This is a genomic window from Nitrospira sp., assembly GCA_016715825.1.
Classification (GTDB): Bacteria; Nitrospirota; Nitrospiria; order Nitrospirales; family Nitrospiraceae; genus Nitrospira_D.
The window spans coordinates 1,141,413-1,158,235 of record JADJXO010000001.1 but is presented as its reverse complement, the minus strand read 5'-3'; the positions used below and the strand labels follow the sequence as shown (position 1 = coordinate 1,158,235).

At 55.2% G+C, this 16,823-nt stretch carries 14 protein-coding genes and 1 pseudogene; 6 read left to right on the top strand and 9 right to left on the bottom strand.

Features of this window, described 5'->3' with window-relative positions; all coding sequences use genetic code 11:
* Nucleotides 1-426: 426 nt before the first annotated feature.
* Nucleotides 427-1,716: an NAD(P)/FAD-dependent oxidoreductase gene (locus tag IPM58_05585; GenBank protein ID MBK9306558.1), complete on the bottom strand. Its 1,290-nt coding sequence runs from the start codon at nucleotides 1,714-1,716 to the stop codon at nucleotides 427-429.
* A gap of 281 nt (nucleotides 1,717-1,997) precedes the next feature.
* Here IPM58_05585 and IPM58_05580 point away from each other — a divergent pair, with 281 nt between their 5' ends.
* Both IPM58_05580 and IPM58_05575 read left to right on the top strand, forming a co-directional pair.
* On the top strand, nucleotides 1,998-2,741 hold the full coding sequence (locus tag IPM58_05580; GenBank protein ID MBK9306557.1) for a hypothetical protein: 744 nt from the start codon (nucleotides 1,998-2,000) through the stop codon (nucleotides 2,739-2,741).
* Between the two features lie 175 nt (nucleotides 2,742-2,916).
* A complete protein-coding gene (locus tag IPM58_05575) occupies nucleotides 2,917-3,489 on the top strand; it encodes a hypothetical protein (GenBank protein ID MBK9306556.1) in 573 nt (190 codons plus the stop codon).
* A gap of 291 nt (nucleotides 3,490-3,780) precedes the next feature.
* Here the strand turns inward: IPM58_05575 and IPM58_05570 are convergent, their stop codons facing one another.
* The 4 genes and pseudogenes from IPM58_05570 to IPM58_05555 all read right to left on the bottom strand — a co-directional run bounded on the left by IPM58_05570 (nucleotide 3,781) and on the right by IPM58_05555 (nucleotide 6,635).
* The gene (locus tag IPM58_05570) at nucleotides 3,781-3,981 is read right to left on the bottom strand and encodes a hypothetical protein (protein MBK9306555.1); all 201 of its coding nucleotides are present in this window, start codon (nucleotides 3,979-3,981) and stop codon (nucleotides 3,781-3,783) included.
* 85 nt (nucleotides 3,982-4,066) lie between these two features.
* Nucleotides 4,067-4,605 (bottom strand): annotated as a pseudogene (locus IPM58_05565) (hypothetical protein).
* 63 nt (nucleotides 4,606-4,668) lie between these two features.
* The gene (locus IPM58_05560) at nucleotides 4,669-5,805 is read right to left on the bottom strand and encodes an SEC-C domain-containing protein (GenBank protein ID MBK9306554.1); all 1,137 of its coding nucleotides are present in this window, start codon (nucleotides 5,803-5,805) and stop codon (nucleotides 4,669-4,671) included.
* 485 nt (nucleotides 5,806-6,290) lie between these two features.
* Nucleotides 6,291-6,635 carry a hypothetical protein gene (locus IPM58_05555; GenBank protein ID MBK9306553.1) on the bottom strand — a complete coding sequence of 115 codons (345 nt, stop codon included), beginning with the start codon at nucleotides 6,633-6,635 and terminating at the stop codon, nucleotides 6,291-6,293.
* Between the two features lie 240 nt (nucleotides 6,636-6,875).
* Between IPM58_05555 and IPM58_05550 the strand changes: the two genes are divergently transcribed.
* Nucleotides 6,876-7,280, top strand: a complete 405-nt coding sequence (locus tag IPM58_05550) for a hypothetical protein (protein ID MBK9306552.1) — start codon at nucleotides 6,876-6,878, stop codon at nucleotides 7,278-7,280.
* Nucleotides 7,274-7,414 (top strand): hypothetical protein, encoded by a 141-nt coding sequence (locus tag IPM58_05545; protein ID MBK9306551.1) that lies wholly within the window; start codon nucleotides 7,274-7,276, stop codon nucleotides 7,412-7,414. Before IPM58_05550 ends, IPM58_05545 begins: the two co-directional genes overlap by 7 nt.
* A gap of 476 nt (nucleotides 7,415-7,890) precedes the next feature.
* Here the strand turns inward: IPM58_05545 and IPM58_05540 are convergent, their stop codons facing one another.
* Nucleotides 7,891-8,616, bottom strand: coding sequence for a glycosyltransferase (locus IPM58_05540; protein MBK9306550.1), 726 nt, complete (start codon nucleotides 8,614-8,616; stop codon nucleotides 7,891-7,893).
* 118 nt (nucleotides 8,617-8,734) lie between these two features.
* Between IPM58_05540 and IPM58_05535 the strand changes: the two genes are divergently transcribed.
* The gene (locus IPM58_05535; protein MBK9306549.1) at nucleotides 8,735-12,997 is read left to right on the top strand and encodes a DEAD/DEAH box helicase; all 4,263 of its coding nucleotides are present in this window, start codon (nucleotides 8,735-8,737) and stop codon (nucleotides 12,995-12,997) included.
* 6 nt (nucleotides 12,998-13,003) lie between these two features.
* Here the strand turns inward: IPM58_05535 and IPM58_05530 are convergent, their stop codons facing one another.
* The gene (locus tag IPM58_05530; GenBank protein MBK9306548.1) at nucleotides 13,004-13,402 is read right to left on the bottom strand and encodes a DUF3015 family protein; all 399 of its coding nucleotides are present in this window, start codon (nucleotides 13,400-13,402) and stop codon (nucleotides 13,004-13,006) included.
* A 131-nt stretch (nucleotides 13,403-13,533) separates the two neighbouring features.
* Between IPM58_05530 and IPM58_05525 the strand changes: the two genes are divergently transcribed.
* Nucleotides 13,534-14,436: a hypothetical protein gene (locus IPM58_05525; GenBank protein ID MBK9306547.1), complete on the top strand. Its 903-nt coding sequence runs from the start codon at nucleotides 13,534-13,536 to the stop codon at nucleotides 14,434-14,436.
* Between the two features lie 78 nt (nucleotides 14,437-14,514).
* Here IPM58_05525 and IPM58_05520 read toward each other — a convergent pair whose 3' ends face one another.
* Nucleotides 14,515-15,867 carry a DUF2330 domain-containing protein gene (locus IPM58_05520; protein ID MBK9306546.1) on the bottom strand — a complete coding sequence of 451 codons (1,353 nt, stop codon included), beginning with the start codon at nucleotides 15,865-15,867 and terminating at the stop codon, nucleotides 14,515-14,517.
* The gene (locus IPM58_05515; GenBank protein ID MBK9306545.1) at nucleotides 15,864-16,751 is read right to left on the bottom strand and encodes an RnfABCDGE type electron transport complex subunit D; all 888 of its coding nucleotides are present in this window, start codon (nucleotides 16,749-16,751) and stop codon (nucleotides 15,864-15,866) included. Before IPM58_05515 ends, IPM58_05520 begins: the two co-directional genes overlap by 4 nt.
* Nucleotides 16,752-16,823: the final 72 nt, after the last annotated feature.

Below are 16,823 nucleotides of genomic sequence, written 5' to 3'. Positions count from 1 at the left end.
TACCGTTGAAGTGTGAAGGTGTTTCATCCTGGGGAATGAAAGAGAGTTAAGGGATGTCTCCCAATATTTCGCTCGATCTCGTCAGTGAATCATCGCAAAATCAACCCCTGATCTCAACCGGTTAATTTGTCTTGCCCGACGGTTCTGGCAACCGGAGACACATGAGTTCTTGAAAATGCTCCATCCCATCCAACGGATGGGGAAAGGTCTCAGAGATCGTCGATGCCGTGTTCTCCCGGACTGAAACGAGTTTTGTGACCGGGGAGGTATTGCCTGTCGACGGCGGAGCGCATGCCGGAAAATGGTAAAGAGCATTTCCACCCATCAGGAGGCCTCGAAGGCTAGGGCTATTGTGGAGGTCGAATCACTGACATGTGATCGGAGATGAGGGAGGCCTGATGCCTGGAGAGGGTACGGGTCAGGATCTCACGCAGCACGGCGGCGAGGGCGTCGCTTCTCTTCGGTAGGTTCAGGAGCATGGTCCGTGGATGAAACAGCAGACTGAGTGCCGGGCTGTTCACCCAGCAATCTTGCACCCGGTTTGAAGGTCAGGTAGTACCAGGTCCATTCGGACATCACGCGTATTCGATTTCTTGATCCAATGAGGAAGAAAATATGAACCATACACCAGAAGGTCCAAGCCCAGAATCCTGAAGCGCGGAACAGTCCGATCTGGGCAACAGCCTGACCGCGGCCGATCGTCGCCAGCATGCCACGGTCCGTATACGTAAAGGGTGGACGTTGCTCGGGCACGTATTGCCCTTCTTTTATGGCGACCGGAGCGATTCCCTGCAAAGGTTTCTCATCCCCGTCGAGGCAATGGGCGGCGTCGCCGATGACACAAATCCAAGGGTCATCCGGGATCGTCAGATCTGGTTGGACCTTGACCCGACCGCAGGGATCTTGAGGAGCCGCCAATGTGTTCAGGAGTGGCGATGCCTTGTTACCCGCGGCCCAGATGACATGAGGAGACGGGACCCATTCCCTCCCAACCATGACCCCGTCGGAATGTACGGCAGTGACTGGGGTGTTCAGTTTGACTGTAACGCCCATGTGCTCGAGAGTGTTCAGCGCTTTTGCAGACAGCTTCGGATCGAAGCCCGGTAGCACACGTGGGCCGGCCTCCAGGAGGACAATCGAGAGATCCTCCAAGTGCAGGTGAGGGTAATCTGGTCCCATGGCCTTTCTTCCAATTTCTACGAGTGAACCGGCGAACTCGACCCCAGTAGGTCCTCCCCCAACAATGACAAACGTGAGACGATCCTGTGTGCCGGTCTCGGCCCGTTGTCGTTCTGCGACTTCAAACGCGAACAGCATCCGTTCACGTAAATGGACGGCATCACCGATGGTTTTGAGCCCCGGCGCCAGGGCTTCCCACTCGGCATGTCCGAAATAGGCATGTCGCGATCCTGGGGCCACGACGAGTGCGTCAAATTCAATCGGAGCGCTGTCTCGGAGGCGGACAACTCTGGCGGTTCGGTCGACGGATACCACGTCATCCAGGACCACCAGAACATTCGGTTGCGAGCGGAAGAGAGTGCGAAGCGGCCAGGCAATGTCGCTGGGCGACAACGCGGCGGTGGCCATCTGGTAGAGCAACGGTTGGAAGACGTGGTGGTTCGTACGGTCGATCAGGACGACGTTGACATCATCCAGGAAACGCGCAGCCGTCATTCCTCCAAACCCGCCCCCTATGATGACGACGCGCTTGCGAATCACCGGGTGAGCTAAGAGGGGAGAGGTAGCCAAGATCTATTTTGTATGAATCGAACGGTGAATACAGCGACCTGGTACGTAGGACGGTCAATCACATTGCAGACACTGCTTGTGCAACCACTCTCTAAGAATCGGCAGCCCGTGCAGATTTCTTGAGTCCTCGAGCCGGCCGGATAGGCAGTCTGGCGATTGCGCTTGGTGCTGCTACACTTGTTGTCATAGGTCGATGGATTTTACACGGGGTGTCGTTGGTTCCCGCAGAAGCATAAGGAGTGTACCGCATGCCTGTTGAACTTCGTTACGCGATCCGCATCATCCGTTCAGCTGGTCTCACTGCCGCTTGTATGATGATCCTGGCCTGTTCCACTGGCTATGTGACGTCAAATGTGAACGGTGAGAAGAAGGTCTATCGGGTTGATAACCAAGGGGTAAACACGCTTGTGTACGAGACCGACCAGAGCGGAAAGTCGACCATCCATGAGGCTGATGATCCGATAGCCAAACAGCTGGTTGCTGCTCAAGCCACAGTGGAAGAGGTCAGTGCCGGACAGATTAACCAACATACGCAAGCTGGCTTTGTCCCCAAAAGGCAGCCCGAGGGTCCTATCTATGTGGATCTTGCTCCGCCGGTATTGGATGATAACATGCAGCGGGCAGAACGGTCGAAAGGAGTGGTGGCGGAACAGATCCGACGCGAATTTGTCGGAGACCCCATCATCAAGCTCACGGATGAGCATAATGACCGGTCAGGCCTCTTAAGGCCACGCATCCGGGTGGAGGCCGTCGAGGTTTCACCAAAGGTGTCGTTGAAAGAAGCCTATAGGATCGATCGAAAGACGGGCAAGCGGAGCAAGGTCTTGGCAGTCATTTTTGAAGCGACTATCACGTCCAAGATGCCACCTGCCACCTATACGGTGTCAGAGTCCGGCCATGTGCTGAAAAATGTAGAAGTCTCCAAGCGATTTGCGAAGCAGGTCAAGCAAGTTATCCTGGATAAGATCGGCCCGAGCATTCCTGCTCCATGATCAGATAGATACTCAGATCGAGCCGGCTTCTCTGCTCATAGCGATGCCGTAGAGTTGGCCTACTTGGCGGGCCGGGAGCCAGAACTCGCGTCTGTTCTGTAATGTCCAGCCAATTCCTCTGGGACTCACCTAGCCGGACATGTCATAATACCCATCGTTTACAAGGATGCATTTGATGGCAACGATCCAACCCTATTCTTCTCGAATTACCATCGCGGATACGTCGCAGGGGCTTCGCATCGTCATTCCCTATACTCGTAGTTGGTTTGTGATTTTCTTCCTGGGGTTTTGGATCTGTGGTTGGGCGGTGGCTGAATACATGGTCTCCAGCCAGTTCTTGAGGGGCGATGCACCGCCTGAAGGGGAGTTGTTCATGCTGGCATGGTTTGGCGTGTGGACGGTCGGTGGCCTGTTCGCCATCTATGCCATCCTCTGGCAGGTCGTGGGGAAAGAGATTGTCATGGTGCACGGACAGATTTTTCGGACTCGCCATGACATCGGAGGATTCGGGTTTAACAAGGACTATGATCTGACGCAGATGCGAGCGCTTCGCCCTGCGCCGGTCCCCTTTAATCCGTTGGATCTCTCATCAAGCCTTCAATTGTGGGGAATCGGCGGCGGAGTGATTGCCTTTGATTATGGGACAAAAACCATTCGCTTCGGCGCAGGCCTTGACGAAGCAGAAGCCAAGGAAGTCCTGACGGCCATCACCCAGCGCTTTCGTATTCAGGAGAGTCGGAAGACTTAGGCACCCTCATCCCGCCTACCGCTTGCCGTGAAACGGAGCTATCGAATCAGCTTGTCATATTCCGCGTGGCTGCCGATCCAGAACCATACGACGCCATCGGGTGCATCCACACCAAGGGTTCGATAGTTGAGGTCGACGCGAGCGGACCAGAAACGCCCCACTTTTTTAAAATGCAACGAAGGATGCTGAGGATTTTCTTTTAGCAGATCGAAAGCTTTGTCAGCCTGTTCACGGATTGGAGCAGGAAGGTCGTTGTAGCAACTCTCCAGAAATCAGGTGAGGCGTGATGAATCAAAGCTTCGTTGATTGGCCGGAGGTGTGAGCGCGAAACGCCTTATCAGCCAGTGCATCAAGCTTCCCAGCTTTTATATCGGCCTCAAACTGACGATCCCACGCCTCAGCATCGAACGCCGCGTACCACGAGCGGAACGCCGTAAGTTCATCAGGCGTGAGGCTCTCTATCTGCTGTTCGATCTGCTCAACCTTGCTCATGTATCAAGTATACCAGCATCGAAAACGGGTGTCAGCCAGGTCACGAGAAGCTGCTGCGAGTCTGGAAATGGAGACTTATCCGCTTCTAGACTAAACTGTACACCACGAAGATTCTGTACGGACCAGGCTCTGAATCCTTGAATCGTCCCGTTTCGACAAGCCGCTTTGCTGTCTCGAAGTCTGGGAGTAGACAATGTGAATTGGTTCGAATCTCGTCAGCGAGCGAGTTGCACGAAAGCGGCAAGCATTCAGGGCTGTTTCTCGGGGTGCTGCTCACAATATCAAATCCCGTAAGGATCTTCTGGTCTGGCAAGCGAACATTAGTGGTGAAGGATTCCTCTCTTTCGTACGGGCACCATTGTTCTTTCACGTCATCGAATTCCTGTTCGTAGACTTCGTAATAGAACATCGTCGTCCCAGCAAGATCAATCGAGTGCTCCTGTGCCACCTGCTCAATGATGTCGGGAGAGTGGAAGAACCAGTAGCCATTGTGCTCCCAGAACGTGATGTAATCGGCAAAATCTTTGGAAGCACATCCGCTCACTGAATAGATATCTTCAACTCCGCCTTTAGCCAGTCAGGTTTCCTCACCACTCGCTTGGCCATATACCCGGCAGGAATCATCATAATGATGCATCCAATCGCCGCACGTCGAGAAACGGGCCTGCCTTCTTAAAAGTTTTGGAACTATTCAAGTGCAATCTGGAGAGTTGGGGATATTGACTTTGATACGATCGACCAAAGAACGGGCCGATATCCATCTTCGAGTAATATGCTAGTAGGTTTGTCAGTTATCGAATTAGCCCGATTCTCTAGCACCATTTGAGTTTTGAAATCCAAACCGTCCCACCATGACTTTGAAAAAAATACGTTCTCACCGCATTCGAACACGAGACGTACAATCGCACTAAGAACTTGACATGGCTTAAGCCTATCGAGGCTTTTAATCAATCGGATTGATGCGCCGGTAGTTTCCTTCAACCAGGCAAACACTATTGCCCCACCACGCTGAGTGGAAATGATGGAACAGGTGCACATGTCGGCATGAATGTCAGGATTTTCCAGAGATTGAAGCTGGTTACCTTCGAAGTCGACTTCTGGCGAGAAGGAGACACTGCAAACAATCTGCGGGGCATGGTCTAAATCAAGAGCATAGTAAGAGATTGCCTCAAAATTTCGCCTCAAAAGGTGCCGATCGAATTCGGCCTTCTCGCGGTGTAAATCCTGCAAGCCGACCATCAGGCTGAATTCTCTATCAGAGCAAAATTTCTGATGCGCCTGCTGGATGTGGGGAGGAGTTCCTCGATCAAATTGCCGGAGAGTTGGACTCGCGGCGAATGATGCCGCTTTGGTAAAGATTACCTGGCACAGCGCTCTGAACGCGAGGAGAAAGCAGTGCTCAGATGTGAGGAGCTTAATGGGTTGGTCAATGGCTGAAAAGGTCTGGGAGTCGTGTAGTTTACAAAAACCTGTAAAGGTAGATGCCTTTTTGATTCCAATAGGTTGTGCCGTCACACGTCCACGGGCTTCCAATGGTGCCTTGGGAGGGTAATAGAAGCGTAGGACGTGGCCATCTTCTGCGATGCTCTGTAGATTCGATGACACTGAAACACTATGAGCTTTCACAATGTGCTGCGAGCAGATTGCTGAGGAGTTTTGAGGATGTAGACAGTACTTCCTGGCGAATGCCTTGCGAAACTCAGCGCCGATTTCATGGGATTTTAGCGGGATTTGTTTATCCCGATCGCGATGGCACTTGCCATACTCCCGGTCTGATCCACACCAACATAGAAACTTCTTTTGGGCAGACGATTGCTTAACCATGCAGACCATTCGACTTTCTAGGCCTGTTACGGTCGATACCTTTTAATGCACGTGCTCCTTCTAAGCTTGCTCGTAAATCTTTTCCCCCTGTTGTGCGTTCGACGGAAAGTTTTTGCATGGAACGACACCTTTGCCGGTCCTACTGCGCCCATGGAGGGAGCACCGCCCTCAACTTTGGAATCGAATTGGTCCAGCGTGCGCACTCCGGGAGTAAGGGAGCGACAGGGGTGTCGTTCCTCCCAGGCTGTAAGACCATGCTCATACGTCTGACTCTCTCTCATGTCGACGCATTACGACCTCATCATTATAGGCACAGGCCTTGGCGGCGATACCATTGTCTTACAAACCGTGATGGTTAGGGGAAAAGACTTGTTCCTAGAGCGGGGTGACTGCTGATGAATGGACGGACGCGGGATTGGGAGCCAGGCGCGCCAGGGCCAATTCTTCAATCGACCCTGGCGGCGTGAGACCGGCTGGTTGGAGTCCTATTGGACGTCGACGGTGATTGTTTGGGTGGCTGCGACGAGGGCGTGGTCTTTGGTTGCGCCTGTCACGGTGATCTGGTGAGTCCCCTTGCTCAGGCCCTTAAACGTTCCGCCAAAACCCTTCTGGTACTCGTTGTCCACGAAGACGTGGGCATGGGCAGCCTGCGACCCCTTGGTCAACTCGTATTTTAGCTCAAAGCTATCCTTGACCTTGTCCCCGGCTTTAGGGGAGGTAATCACGATCTTGGACCCATCCTCTATTGGTTTATCGGCGGCGAAGACTGGTGCTCCGCTCAGATAGCCGGTTAATGCGATACCTAATCCCACGAACAGAATACGACTCATCCCATGCATCAGAACCTCCAAGTGTAAAATTGTTTTGTGACTCAATCACTCTAACACCCCATCCGGGACAAGTGTTGGTCTCAATTGCTCAGTCTCCGGGGGAGATCTCTGAGAACACCATACGGGGTCTCGAAGTCTTCTGTGCCAGCTGCAGGGCCACCATGCCCTCACGCAGCAGTCAGCATCTGTGCCTATAGTTGCAGCGCTTTCCTGCCCGGCGCTAACCTTCCTCGCGCCAGTGTGCTCCTCTCCCACGTTCCGCACGTTGACCGGGCTGACATAAGGGGTGACGTAACGGCGCTCAACGATCCGCAGCGGCTGGAGGCCCGCTACAAAGCTGACGAGTTTCTCCGCTCCCTCGTCGAGGGCACGGTTGCCTCTACCGGATCGGACTTTCTTCGGGCGCTGGTTAAACATGTCGCGGCGTCCTTGGATATTCGCTATGCCTTCGTGGGGTATCTCCTGCCCGAGTCCCGCATCCGCACGCTTGCCTTTTGGAAAGGTGACGGCTACTTAGATCAAGTCGAATACGGTCTCCACGGCACTCCCTGCACGAGAGTCATAGAGGGCAAAACCTGCCACTATGCCCAAGACGTCCAGAGGCTCTTTCCTCATGACCAAGACCTCGTGACAAAGAAGTGTTGATACTGCGCGATGTTGAGGGAGTGGATGCGAAGGAAGTCTGCGACCTGCTGAAGATTACGAAGACGCACCTCTATGTTCGGTTGCATCGGGCGCGGGAGCGAGTTCGGGTAGCGGTTGAAAAGGTGCTTGGCTGAGGAAAAGATCGGGCAGGAGCGAGGAGAATTCGATCAGTATGTCATCATCCTGAAAGACAATGTAAGAAATCTGTGAGGTGGGAGACTCATGGCTAAAGCGCCTGAACCGGAGGCTCCTCTCATGAGTAACCATCCTTCTCGATCGATCGACAACGAGGTGACGTGCCATGAGATTGCCAATGGGGCAACGGATTTCTTGGAAGGGCGGCTTCCAACCATTATCAACATGAAGGTCAGCGACCATCTTGTACCGGTTGCCGGGCCTATGTCCTACAGATCACACTGGTCAAAGAAACCATGGTGCTACTCCCTGGTCGGTCTTTGTCACCGGCCAATCAGGATCGGCTGCGTGAACATTTTATGGCGCGGCATGCACCTTCGTCGTGGACAAGCTTGCTCTGAACGGTAACAGTGCTGTCCACGTGTGATGAGTCGAATGCGCTCATAATGATTTCGTGCGGCGAGGGGACGGAAACTTACCGTCGTCCGTCATACCAGACGGAGAGGTGCTTCTTGTCGTACAAGGTTCTTCTCGGCAGAAAAAAGATGCGGAACATCAGACTGGCGACCTCACGGCCTGAGTAGAGCGAGATCTTGCGGGAGGACGTTTCCAGCGGATGCGTGGTCAGGATGGTAAATTGAAGGCCTCGCTCACGTCCCCACTGTTTCAACTGTTTGCTGAGGCGAATTTCGTCTAGCGCATAGAGCTCTTGGTCAAATCCACCGACTTGCTGAAAGGCATCGCGGCGACAGACGATCAGCGCACCAGCGGCCAAGCGACAGAGAACCGAGGAGGCCGTCCAGAGTTTGAGGATCAGGTTACCCCACCAAGGTAACCCGTCCATGCGCAACGTGCTGCCGCATCCGACATACTGACCGGATTCGATCATCCGCAAGATGTCGGCGAGCAGGCCAGGACTGAGCAGACTGTCGGCATCCAAAAACAACAACCACTCTCCTGTTGCCTGAGCAGCTCCCGTATTTCGTGCTCGTCCGATTTGATTGATCGGTTCAAAGACGACTTGTGCGCCAGCCTGTCTGGCGAGCTCTGCCGTGTTGTCGGTGGAATTATTGTCCACGACGATGACTTCGGCGGTGAAGCCTGTGTGTTGATTCTCGGCGATCGAGGTCGCGACGGACTGCAGCGTCCGCTCGATCAGACGTGTTTCGTTGAACGCCGGGATGATGATGGAGAGATGCATCGGTATTATCATGCCACAAATACCATGGGCTTCGAAACAGGGACCGAGCGCCAGGTCCGGTCGGAGTGGCTAGGGGACCGGCGTGTCTCTATGCTGTGTGCATGATAAGATGCCGTCGATGGGACGTTTAGAATTCCATCCGATCATCGCCAAGTGGTTTTCTTCGTCTGTTGGTCAACCGACCGAGGTTCAGGTCCAAGCCTGGCCGGCGATTCAGTCCGGATCAGACGCGTTGATCGCGGCACCTACCGGCTCCGGCAAGACCCTCGCGGCTTTTCTCTCCTGCATCGACCGGCTCTTTAAACAGGGCCTCGCACGAGAACTTGATGATCACACCCATGTCCTGTACGTATCGCCGCTGAAAGCGCTGAGCAACGATATCCAAAAAAATCTCCAGAAACCGCTAGCTGAGATCGGGCAACTGGCGATGGAAGCCGGGCTGCTGATGCCGGAGCTGCGTGTGTTAGTCCGGACGGGTGACACGCCAATGGCGGATCGCCAGCAGATGCTCAAGCGGCCGCCTCATATTCTCGTCACAACCCCGGAGTCACTGTTCATTTTATTAACGGCCGAAAAGAGCCGAAAGCTTTTGCAGACAGTACAGACGGTGATCGTAGATGAAATCCATGCGTTGGCTCCGAACAAGCGAGGTGCCCATCTCGCGCTGTCGCTGGAACGGCTGGAGGCGCTCACATTCGCCAAGCCTCAACGTATTGGTCTCTCCGCTACACAACGTCCCATCCAGTTAGTCGCAGAGTATCTGGTGGGGTCTCGCACTCGTCCAAAGATGATCGACGTCGGCCATCGGCGCGAGCTGGACCTCGCGGTAGAGGTACCAAAAGACGAATTGAGTGCCATCGCTACGAATGCGGTCTGGTCCGAGGTCTATGACCGAGTGGCGGAACTTGTCCGTCAACATCGCTCGACGTTGGTGTTCGTCAATACCAGACGGTTATCGGAGCGAGTCTCGCATTACTTAGAGGAACGGCTGCAAGACCTTGGCCCCGATGCGGTAGCGGCTCACCACGGCAGCCTTTCTCGAGAGATTAGGCTCGGGGCGGAAGAGCGATTGAAAAGCGGCAAGACCCGCGTGGTGATTGCAACGGCCTCGCTAGAATTGGGCATCGACGTCGGCACCGTGGACTTGGTCTGCCAGATCGGCTCTCCTCGCGCCATTGCCACCACGTTGCAACGGGTTGGGCGCGCAGGCCACTGGATTCACGCCATTCCCAAGGGTCGCCTCTTTGCCATGACCCGGGATGAACTCCTGGAGTGTGCCGCGCTCGTGCGGGCCATTCGCACTGGAGTGCTGGACCGGATCGAGGTCCCTCCCGCGCCGCTCGACATTCTTGCCCAACAGCTGGTCGCCGCTGCTGCGACACAGAGCTGGAGTGAGGACGAACTATTTACGTTGTGCCGGCTGGCCTATCCCTATCGAGGCCTGCTGCGAGGGGAATTTGATGCTGTCGTGCGGATGCTGGCAGATGGTATCGCCACGAAGCGCGGCCGGGGGCTTGCGTATCTCTACCACGATCGAATCAATCATCGGCTCAAGGGACGACGTGGCGCACGGCTGGCAGCGATCACGTCCGGTGGTGCAATTCCCGACACAGCCAACTATGCCGTCGTTGCGGAGCCGGATGGGACCGTCGTCGGATCGGTCGACGAAGACTTCGCCGTTGAAAGCCTGGCCGGGGATATTATGTTGTTAGGCAATACGTCGTGGCGCGTCAAGGGAGTGGAAGCCGGGAAGGTCCGTGTCGAAGATGCGCAGGGAGCGCCGCCGAACATTCCATTCTGGCGCGGGGAGGCTCCCTCGCGGACGGCGGAACTTTCTTTGGAAGTGGCAAGCCTTCGGCAGGCAATTCTGGACCAGGCTGGCGCATCGGTGTCAGCCATGCAGTGGTTGAAAGAGGACTGTGGTCTTGATCCACGCGGAGCGCAGCAGGCCATCGAGTATGTGCTAGCAGGAAAGATGGTCCTGGGAGCGGTGCCGACGCAGGCCACCATCGTTGCGGAGAGGTTTTTTGACGAGAGTGGTGGAATGCAGTTGGTGATTCATGCTCCTTTCGGTGGCCGAATCAATAAGGCGTGGGGATTAGCACTTCGGAAACGTTTCTGTGTGACGTTCGACTTCGAGTTGCAGGCTGCGGCGACCGATAACGGCCTCGTCATTTCCCTCGGCGAGAAGCACAGTTTCCCGCTGGAATCGGTGTTTGGCTATCTCCACTCGAAGACGGTTCGTGAGGTGCTGGTTCAGGCTGTGCTGCTGGCTCCGATGTTCACTACGCGCTGGCGGTGGAATGCCTCGCGATCGTTGGCGCTGTTGCGATTTACCAACGGCAAGAAGGTTCCTCCGCAAATTCAGCGGATGAAATCCGAGGATCTCCTGGCGGCCATTTTCCCGGATGCCATTGCCTGCCAGGAGAATCTGACAGGGGAGCGGGCGGCGCGACAGATTCCGGACCATCCGTTGGTCAAGGAAACGCTCCGCGATTGCTTGACTGAGGCGATGGATGTCGAAGGATTAACGGCAGTGCTGCAACAGATCGAAGCGGGTCAGATCCGTTGTCTTGCGGTCGAGACGCCGGCCCCGTCCGTCTTCAGCCATGAAATTCTGAACGCGAATCCCTATGCCTTTCTCGATGATGCGCCGCTGGAAGAGCGTCGAGCGCGAGCGGTGGAAATGCGGCGAACGTTGCCGTCAGACCTGGTCGGGGAAGTCGGGGCGCTCGATTCTGAGGCCATCGATGAAGTCGTCCGTGAGTCTTGGCCCGTTGTGCGCGACGCCGATGAGCTCCATGACGCGTTGCTCACGCTGGTCTGGGTTCCTCATGAGACGGTCGCTGAATGGCAGCCGTTCCTTCCAGAGTTAATCGAGTCTGGCCGCGCGGTGGAACTCATGGCAAGTGGATGGGTGGCGACTGAGCACCGAGAGAAAGTCGAACGGGCATTGGTGGGAGACGATGACGAGGCATGTGATGGCATTCTGCAGGGGTGGATGGAGAGTACCGGACCGACGACCGTAGCTGAGCTCGCCACGCGTTTGCAACTACGAGTCGAGCCGATCCAGTCAGCGATGGTGCGACTCGAAGCTGCCGGCCAAGTTCTTCGTGGCCGCTTTCGGCCGTCCTCAGCACGAGCGGGTGACGATGCGCCCGAATGGTGTCACCGCCGGTTACTTGCGCGTATTCATCGACTGACGATTGGAAGGCTGCGCAAGGAGATCGAGCCGGTCACGGCGGCTGACTTCATGCAATTCCTGCTGCAATGGCAGCACCTGTCACCGGGATCTCGGCAACATGGTGAATCCGGTCTCTTGCGGGTCATTCAGCAGCTGGCTGGATACGAGGCGGCCGCATCTTCATGGGAGTCGCAGCTCATGAGACTGCGCATGGCCAAGTATGAGCCCGAATTCCTGGACCGACTCTGTTTGAGTGGAGCGGTAAGTTGGGGGCGCCTCTCGCCTCATCCGATGTTTTTGCAAGGAGGAGAATTGAATCGACGCCGCATCGTGGCCACGAGCCTTGCTCCGATCACCGTCTTTCCTAGGGAAGACAGTGAGTGGCTGCTGAACTTGTTTCACGGTGAGGAGGCGATGCGCGGGGCAGATTCCTACGCTCAGTTGAGTGCGGTGGCTCAGGATGTTCGACGTTTGTTGCACGAACGTGGCGCTAGCTTCTTTGCCGATCTGGCGAAGGGGACCAACCACCTTCCGGCGGAGGTTGAAGGTGCGTTATGGGAGCTTGTTGCAGCAGGGATCGTGACGGCCGATGGGTTTGATAATCTTCGTGCGCTCATGGACCCGCATCGACGTCGGGCCGAGGGGCGAGAGCGGGCTCGCCGGCCACGGTATTCAGCCGGACGGTGGTCGTTGCTGAGGCAGTTCTTGGAAACCAGCGGGGAGCGAAGCCAGTCAGAGAGCGTACGGTCATCTGTCATCGAGAACGCGGCTCGTCAACTGTTGCGCCGCTACGGCGTTGTCTTCCGCGATTTGCTCCAGCGGGAATCGCTGGTTCAATCGTGGCGTGATCTTCTGGTTGTGTATCGCAAGCTTGAATTGCAAGGTGAGGTCCGAGGCGGACGATTTGTCACCGGATTCACAGGTGAACAGTTCGCCCTGCCGGAGGCAGTAGAAGCCTTGCGCGTGTTACGCAAGAGCGGTAACCCGAATGCCGGAGTGGAGGTGAAACTGTCTGCCTGTGACCCACTGAACCTGGCGGGAATTGTGTTGCCGGGACCGCGCGTTCCCGCGGTCCCCACGAACTTCCTCGTGCTCAAAGATGGTGCTGTCGTACGAACGGTGATCGGGCGACAGGGGGATGCCGCGCCTTGTTCCCAAGAGAGGAATGGTGCGCAGGCGATCCTCCGCCATTCTTGATGTCAGTCATCGAACGAACGGCATCGAAGTATTTCGAAGGAGCGCCAGCAGTGCCGGGGGATCTTTCTTGACTGTGTCGGCATAGTTAGCCTGAATGGTTGAGAAAAACGCCGACCGGTGCTCTTTAGGAACGCCCAAGAGCCGGCTCACCGACGATAGATATTCACCTCGCCCGGCTGCCATGTCTTGCTGAAGATTGGCTTGATTCAAGGTGACAAACGCCGTGGTTTTGAAGTCGGGCTTGAGCTGGCCGTCTTCATTCCACCAGGCCTGTCCTGATGTCGTGCCAGTCACGTTGGACGTGGTATCGGTTATCTGCTTGATCGTCGCTTTCACGGTGCAGCCGGTGGTCACGAGCATCACACCCATCGTGCCAACGAGAACACAGCCGAGGATAGTTCGCATGGAATCCTCCTTATTATAAGGCCTATGCACTGGTTTCCACTATAGCACAGTGTTCCTTAAGTTCAGCCCAGTTGCGGCCGATAGAGACATGACAACGGGTCATTGTTCTGTCGATTACGAGCAGGGGACGCATGCAGACTCAAGCGCTAACTGTCATCGATCCACACCGGTTTTTCGACCCCCGTTCGACGCCTGATAATAGAGCGCTTAGATTGGAGACGGGTATCACTGGGTCGATGGTCTCGAACGAGGTGTCCGGTCGCCTGACCGTGAGGACGGCAGAGGGTGATACCATTACGCTAGGAGCGAACATAGACACAAACTTTCATGCAGGTCGCTTCTACGCTCATGGAGGTTCTGGGCAACAGGAAGTTAGCATCGGTGCCGAGTATTCCCGCTACTCCCTGCAGCGAGAATTCGGTATTGCCGTCGATGGCGACCTCAATGAGCAAGAGCTCAGCGATCTCCACACGCTCGTGCAAAAGATCTCCGGAATCTTTCGTGGGTTTGTTGAAGGGCAAGATGAGCAGGCCTTCGTACAGACGGCCTCACTCGCCGAGCGATTCGGCCGGTTGACTACGCTCTCCGGTCTGGACCTCCGTGTTGAGGTGCTACGATCCGTTACCGTGGTGACGGCATCGACCTCTACCCCGGGTGGGACGCCTGTGACGGCGGCGGCGATCCCGCTGCTGTCCAACGGTACCACGGCGTCCACCCCGTCATCCGGTTTGTCTCAGGACGCCCCTCTCACTGTGCCGGAGAAGGACACGCCACTTGCGTCGCTCATTCAACAGGTATTCGATGCCTTGAAGGAAGCTGATACCAAGTTGGAGAAATTCCAGAAGTACCTGCCGGATTTCTTTGAGCAATTGCACAAGGATCTCCTGGGAAGGCTAGATGGTTCCACGAAACCCAAGCAAGAAGAGCACAAGCAGTCGGTGGAGCAATCGGTTTCAACAATCTCCAACCAGAATCACGTAACCACCTACAGCTCGATGGATCTTGATACCTTGTCCTTCTCTATCCAGAGCTAAGTTGCCGAATCCGAATTGAGCCGATTGTTGTAGCGAGTGGGCGGGACCTGCTTGAAGCCTCGCCCGCCTGCGCTTGATCTAGTTGTTCCAGATCCGCTGGTACCACTTCTTGTCTTCACCCCCTGGGAGTGAGGCCACGTTCATCGTTTTACGAATCTCGCTGATATTCCAGCCGGTCAGATGAGCCAGGGTCTGTGCTTCCCGCTCATAACGCTCGCGTAGCTGTTGCCGATAGGTCGTAGCGGCAGGACAGTCATCTGTGCCGGTCCAGGCGTGGCGGAGAATGTACCGAGCCTGGAAGTTGTTGCGATCAGCAGTTTCCTGGAACATCAGGTCTTCGGGAAAGTGAGCGGCATCATATCGAACATGAAGGCGAGTCAGAAAGACGTTCTGTGCCTGTGGTATGAACCCTTTTCTTTGCTTGATGCGTGCACTGTCCTGCCAGAAGACCCCTAAGCTGCGCAGCTCCTCAGTTGACAATGGATTCGCGGCACAGGGGTCACACCAGTTCATATCCCAGGCATATTCGAGAAAGACGCCTCGCTCACTCTCGCGCTTCACTTGCTGGGTGAACAGATCCTTATAAAATTCGCCGAACTTGTCTTTCACGTAGAGCGGAATGTCCTGCGCTTCCGGTAGGCGGACCGTTCGATAGTTTGTCGTTTCAACGCGACCTTGCCTGGTCAGCATGTAGATGAAGAGTTCTTGAGCTCCTTTGGCATTCACGGTCCCGAGCCGAATCGGTAACATGAACTTTGGTGACTCAAACGCGATCTGGAGAGGGCGTAGATGAGTAAAGCCAAGCTTCGACTGCTCCACGAGGTTCACTTTCGCGACGAAGAACTTCATATTCTGCTTTAAGTAACTGCGCAAGATAGCTAAAGCACCATGAGGAATCTTATAGCCATTCTCGCTGAGCCATGTTTCAAGCCCGTGACTTTCTTCGGCGGAAAGAATCAGAATGTCATATTCACCGACTGTGTATTGGGCTTCGACCGTCACACCCAATGCTTTGTCGCGTTCTTGTTTTGCAAGGGTCGAGGCTGGTGCCATATTTCTCAAAGAACCCATCCTATCTTCCGTGAACTCATAGCGTCGACAAGGATTCTCGTCGAAGTATTCGACTAACCGTGGAGCGGAATAGTCGGCCAGATGTTTCAGTACCGACGGATCTCCGATGTGGATCTGATCGTTCTCCAACATGGTCGGTACCGGCACGACCATCGCAAATTCCTGGACATCGCCTTTGAAATCGTTCGCCATCGTGATCACGGTTTTGTTGTCGTGGCGAGCGATGACCACTTCAGACGCTTTATTAAAGAGTTTCGTATCGGCTTTTCCAACATAGAACCCACAGAATGCCGAGACGTCATCGCCCCATAGGAGCAGACTAAATAGGAAGGTGACAAATGGCCCGATAACATATTTCATGAAATCCTCCTGTGTGGTTGAAGCGAGAATGACAACGGAAGAGACGCGAGCGTATGGCCACTCGTGGGCTTGGCCCAGTCGTATCGAGCACCAGGGAATAGGCGATCCAATAAGGGAACGAGCGGCGAGCACATGATCAGGCCCCACAGTGGTCCATTGGGGTTGTAGAACCCAAACTGGATAGAGAGAGCGGCGAGCGCGACGATCAGGGCATAGAGGATCCGGCCCGTTCTTGAGTCCGGCGTCGTCTTCGGGTCCGAGATCATGAAGAAGGCAAAAATGAGCAGCGCACCGCTTTCGATCTGGTGCAGTGGAATAGTCAGTGGATCGCCAAGCCACAGGGCTCGTATGACCAGCAGGCTGATGTAGAAGGAAAGAAAGGCGAGTGTGACATCAGCCCGCGCCGCGCGCGTGATGACGAGGCTGCCGAGGCAGGCAATCAGAAATCCAACCCAGGCGACCTGTCCCCATTGCCCAGGCGAAATCCAGCCGAGACCACTTGTGAGCACGACCGCCAGTGCAAGATTTGTCGGGTTACAGATGTGTTTGTCGTTCCAACGGATGACGAACTTGCTGGCGATCGCAATGAAGGCTGCCAGAGCAGCTGTCGGGAGGTCGTTGGTCCGAAGGAGTAAGCAGAGAGACAATGATGAGATCAATGCGCTCTTGGGATCAAAGGCGGGGAGATTGAGATACCGACTCGCGGCGTACTGAGTCAGCTGTGCTGTGCCGAGTGTAATGATGACTTGCCAGATCGACAGGTCGAAGTGGAGGAAAAATAATCCATAGATGAGCAGAGTCGAAAGGCTCGCGATTTGATAGAGGCGAGGATCCCACCCGAAAGAGTGTTTAGTCGGCTGGTCTGTGTCGTTCTCGTGCTCCATGGAATCCTCCTCCGGCTCGCCATGGCTTCGTGGCGGCCTTCACCGGAGGATATGGCACGAGAGAAAAAATCC